We start from the raw sequence: 5,291 nt of genomic DNA, 5'->3' as shown, positions 1-5,291 counted from the left end.
TAAATTAATTTGTCTCCAATGTTTTTATCATAAAAATATCTGTGCGGCATATAAGTTTAAATATATATTTTATTTTCTTTTTTTTCATGCAATGTAAAGTGGGGTGTAGACATTTGAATATACAAAGGAGATACAAAAAAAAGAAGTTATATTGGATCAGTTTGCTCCTATGTATTACTCTCTTGGTTGTTTTATCTATTAATAAGGGGATGTATGAAACAAAGGAAGTATTAAGCAGTTCAGAAGTATATGCTGATTTTGATGAGGATAGTATAGATAATATTTTTGTGTTCATTATCAACAATTCAATACCCACTTTAAAAGCAGCTTATGAAGATTATAAAGGAATAACTATAACAGGAATAGATGACTTTTTCTCAGATAGATTAGCAACGCTGCCTGAAAAGTTTCTAAAGGATCCTCTTAATTTTTTAAAGCTGACATATTCGGGCTTTATGGATATTGATGAAAAAGAGCTGGCAGCGTCTGATGCTATGAGGAAAGAGTTGCCGGATATAAAAAGCTTTTCTGATGTGCCTGAGGGTGAAATATACTTTAGTGAAGAAGATGAATACACTTCAGAAGAAATGAAAGGAAATAATGATTCAATAAATAATGGTAATAGCAATAGTACTGAGGAATATGATGCCAATATACCATCTCCTGATAAAGTAAATTTGTCAAAAAAGGATCCTCAGATACTTATCTATCACAGCCATGCAACTGAAAGCTATATGCCTAATACAGCTTCTAATTATCATACATTAACGGAAAAATATAATGTGGTTTCAGTGGGAAGTATAATGGCTAAGGTTCTACAGGACAAATACAACTACAAGGTTATACACGACAAGACATATCATGATAAGGATTCTTATGCCTATTCCTACTCCAATTCATTAGTTACAATAAAAAAACAAACAAGCAAATATCCATCAATTAAGGTAATATTGGATATTCACAGAGATGCTTTTACTGCTAAGGAGGAGAGTGTTAGAACAGCAAAGAAAAATGATTACACCACCACTATAAACGGTAAAAAAGCTGCAAAAATTATGCTGGTCATAGGAAAAAAGAACCCAAATCATGGGGAGTTAGAAAAGTTTGCAGCATATATAAAGAAAAAGATGGATAAACTATATCCTGGGCTATATTTGAGAACAGATAAGCCTAATACCAAATATAATCAGTATTTTAGCAATTATTCCATGTTGATTGAAGTTGGTTGCATGCTCAATACCATAGAAGAAGCTCAATATTCGGCAGAACTGATGGGTCATGTACTAGGAGAGGTATTGAAAGAATTGCAGGAGTGAAAAAATTGAATAGAACAGAAGAAAAGCTATTAAAAAAACAACAAAAAAGAAATAGAATAAGGAATGCATGGGTATTGCTTATGTGCTTCGTGCTTTTCATTACCATGATATATGTAACAGATATGAGAACTTCAGATTTAGTTTCAAAGAAAGATGGAAAACATGCATTGTTTCTCAATATTGAAAATCAAAAAGATGTTAGAATCGACATAGCAGGCGAGACTTATAAGTTTGATATTGAGTATATAACAAAAACCATAAGCAATATAGTTAAATGGTCAAAGGAAGCGTTTAATTCAATAGTGAGCAAATTGGGCTCTTGAATCATTCAAATATTGGGTGAAATCAGGAGCCTATATGATTTTTATTATAATTACAATTACATATTATATGCTTTTATGGTAAAATGGTTTATGCTATAATTTAAGATATTTTGTGATTGCGGTATAAAGTTCTAAAAATTTAAGGAGGAACCCCGAATGACAAGGGATAGGCAAAAACACATAAGGAATTTTTGTATTATTGCTCATATTGACCACGGCAAATCAACTCTTGCAGATAGATTGATAGAAAAAACCGGAGTAGTTGCCGAAAGAGATATGGAATCACAATTACTAGATAATATGGACTTGGAAAGAGAAAGAGGTATAACTATTAAGCTTACATCTGTGAGATTGAACTATAAAGCTCAGGACGGAGAAGAATATATTTTTAACCTGATAGATACTCCAGGACATGTGGACTTTACTTATGAGGTATCGAGAAGCCTGGCAGCTTGTGAAGGTGCTATTGTCATTGTTGACGCTACTCAGGGTATTGAAGCTCAGACCTTGGCTAATGTGTATCTTGCTTTAGATAATAACCTGGAGTTATATCCTGTCATAAATAAAATCGATTTACCCAGCGCAGATCCTGAAAGGGTCAAGAAAGAAATTGAGGATGTAATAGGTCTTGATTCAGCAAATGCTGCCTTGATATCTGCCAAGGAAGGTATAGGCATAGAAGAAGTTTTGGAAGGTATTATAAATTATATACCTCACCCTCAAGGTGATGAAGATGAACCTCTAAAAGCGTTGATATTTGATTCTTTGTACGATAGCTATAGAGGGGTCATAACATATGTTAGAATTGTTGATGGAAAAGTTAAGCCAGGTATGACCATAAGGATGATGTCAAACGGAGCGGAATATGAAGTTGTAGAAGTGGGAACATTGAGTCCTAATATGACACCCTGCAGCGAACTACTAGCTGGTGAGGTAGGCTATATAACTGCAAGTATAAAAAATGTAAGAGATGTTCATGTAGGAGATACCATAACAGACGCGGATAGACCCTGTTTGAATCCTTTGCCAGGGTATAGAAAGGTTACTCCAATGGTATACTGTGGCATTTATCCTGCTGATGGAGCAGACTACAATGATTTGAGGGATGCTTTGGAAAAGCTTCAGTTAAATGATGCGGCTTTATTATTCGAACCGGAAACATCTGCAGCTTTAGGATTCGGTTTCAGATGCGGATTCCTAGGCTTGCTTCATATGGAGATAATACAAGAAAGGCTTGAGAGAGAATACAACCTGGATCTTATAACTACTGCGCCAAGTGTTATCTATCATGTGGTCAAGACCAATGGAGAAATGATTGAAGTGTCAAATCCGACTAATATGCCTTCTCCTCAGGAAATCGAATATATGGAAGAGCCTATTGTTGAGGCTTCCATAATGTCTCCTACTGAATATGTAGGCACTATTATGGAGTTATGCCAAAACAGAAGAGGAGTATATAGAGACATGCAGTATATGGAAGAAACCAGGGCTATAATCAAATATGATCTTCCTTTAAACGAAATAATTTATGACTTTTTTGATGCTCTAAAATCAAGAACTAAGGGTTATGCTTCTTTCGATTATGAGTTGAAAGGATATGAAAAATCAGATCTGATAAAACTTGATATATTGTTAAACGGAGAAACTGTTGATGCTTTATCCTTCATAGTTCACAAAGAAAAAGCATATGCCAGAGGAAGGGCTATGGCAGAGAAACTGAAAGAAGTAATACCAAGACAAATGTTTGAAATTCCCATACAAGCAGCTGTGGGTCAGAAGATAATAGCTAGAGAAACAGTAAAAGCATTGAGGAAAGATGTTCTGGCAAAATGCTACGGTGGAGATATTTCAAGAAAGAAAAAGCTTTTGGAGAAACAAAAAGAAGGAAAGAAGAGAATGAGACAAGTAGGAAGTGTTGAGCTGCCTCAGGAAGCTTTTATGTCGGTTCTGAAACTCAATGATTAGGTGATGATGATGAAAAATATAGGTTTATACATTCACATACCCTTTTGTTTAAGAAAGTGCCTATATTGTGATTTTAATTCTTATGCTGGCAAAGGTATGTATGAAAAACCCTATGTAGAAGCTTTGATAAAGGAATTAAAGTGCTATTTGAACAAGCAGGAATATAGATTCAGAACAGTTTTTATTGGTGGGGGTACCCCCACCATTATTAATCCTGAAAACATTGCAAAAATAATAGGAACTATAGAAAGAAATATTCAAAAGGATGCAGAGATAACTATAGAATGCAATCCTGGTACTATAGACAAAAATAAGATAGAAGTGTACAAAGCTATCGGAATAAACAGAATAAGCATCGGTCTACAGGCATGGCAGGATGAATTACTGAAAACTATTGGACGAGTACATAAAAGAGAGGACTTTATAAAAAGCCTTAATCTATTTAGAAGTTATGGTTTTGATAATATTAATGTGGATTTGATGTTTTCACTGCCAGGTCAGACCATGGAAATGTGGATAGAAACTCTGGAGAATGTGTGTGATTTAGAAATTAAGCATGTATCATGCTATAGTCTTATTGTTGAAGAAGGTACTCCCATACATAAGTTAATCGAATCAGGAGACTTAAAGATTCCAGACGAGGATTTGGATAGAGAAATGTATAGGACAGCGAAAACCATATTAGAAAAATATGGATTAGTGCAGTATGAAATTTCTAACTTTTCTAAGCCTGGATTTTCTTGTGCCCATAATTTAATTTACTGGAGAAATGAAGAGTATCTGGGAGTAGGTGCAGGAAGTCATTCCAAATTAGACAATAAGAGATTTTGGAACTATGAGAACTTAGATAAATATATAGAGTGCCTGAAAACCGGAAAACTTCCTATAAAAGATAAGGAAAATATCAGTTTTAAAGAGGACCTCTGGGAAACCATAATACTAGGCTTAAGGTTAAACGCTGGTATTTCTGTATCTGAAATAAATCATAAGTATAGAATTGATTTTTTAAAGCAATATGAAAATACCATAACTAAACTGGAGTATGATTTACTAGTAAAAAAACAAGGTGATAAAATAAGTCTCACAGATAGAGGAAGAGACTTGTCCAATAGAGTTTTTATTGAATTTATGTAACAGTAACAATTTTTCAAAATGCTATTGACAAAAAAAAGCTACAGTGATATTTTAAAAGCAGAATTAGCACTCAATAGTGTAGAGTGCTAACAAAGGTGGTGAGTTCTATGTCCCTAGGAAATCGAAAACAGCTTATTTTGCAAGCGATAATTGAAGACTATATAAAAACAGCAGAACCTGTTGGCTCAAGAACAGTGTCTAAAAAATACTTAACAGATATAAGCCCTGCAACTATTCGAAACGAGATGGCTGATTTGGAGGAAATGGGCTATATAGAACAACCTCACACTTCAGCAGGCAGGGTGCCTTCAGATAAAGGTTATAGATTATATGTAGATAAACTAATGAGTGAAATTACTATCAATCAACAGGATTATGAATTTATAAAAAAGGAGTTTACAAAAACTGTTGGAGAGATTGATAGGCTTATTAAGCATGCTTCTAAACTGCTGTCGGCTATGACTAATTATGCATCCATTGCTATGGCCCCACAGTTTAGGAGAACCTGCCTCAAACATTTGCAGTTGATTAAAGTAGACAGCTACCATATATT

The 5,291-nt window shown here is 34.2% G+C and carries 5 protein-coding genes; all 5 read left to right on the top strand.

The window, feature by feature from the left end:
* Nucleotides 1-209: 209 nt before the first annotated feature.
* Nucleotides 210-1,316 carry a stage II sporulation protein P gene (gene spoIIP, locus ACESM9_RS14095; RefSeq protein WP_373000030.1) on the top strand — a complete coding sequence of 369 codons (1,107 nt, stop codon included), beginning with the start codon at nt 210-212 and terminating at the stop codon, nt 1,314-1,316.
* Between the two features lie 5 nt (nt 1,317-1,321).
* Nucleotides 1,322-1,639, top strand: a complete 318-nt coding sequence (locus tag ACESM9_RS14090) for a hypothetical protein (protein ID WP_373000027.1) — start codon at nt 1,322-1,324, stop codon at nt 1,637-1,639.
* 156 nt (nt 1,640-1,795) lie between these two features.
* Complete coding sequence (gene lepA, locus ACESM9_RS14085; protein WP_373000024.1) at nt 1,796-3,604, top strand: translation elongation factor 4; 1,809 nt, start codon at nt 1,796-1,798, stop codon at nt 3,602-3,604.
* 3 nt (nt 3,605-3,607) lie between these two features.
* Nucleotides 3,608-4,738: a radical SAM family heme chaperone HemW gene (gene hemW, locus ACESM9_RS14080; RefSeq protein ID WP_373000021.1), complete on the top strand. Its 1,131-nt coding sequence runs from the start codon at nt 3,608-3,610 to the stop codon at nt 4,736-4,738.
* Between the two features lie 107 nt (nt 4,739-4,845).
* Nucleotides 4,846-5,291 (top strand): HrcA family transcriptional regulator (locus ACESM9_RS14075; RefSeq protein WP_373000018.1); only part of this gene is annotated, 446 nt, incomplete at its 3' end.

This window comes from Lutispora sp. (genome assembly GCF_041687175.1).
Classification (GTDB): domain Bacteria; phylum Bacillota; class Clostridia; order Lutisporales; family Lutisporaceae; genus Lutispora.
Note: the sequence above shows the minus strand (reverse complement) of the source record. Positions and strands in the feature narration are given on the sequence as shown.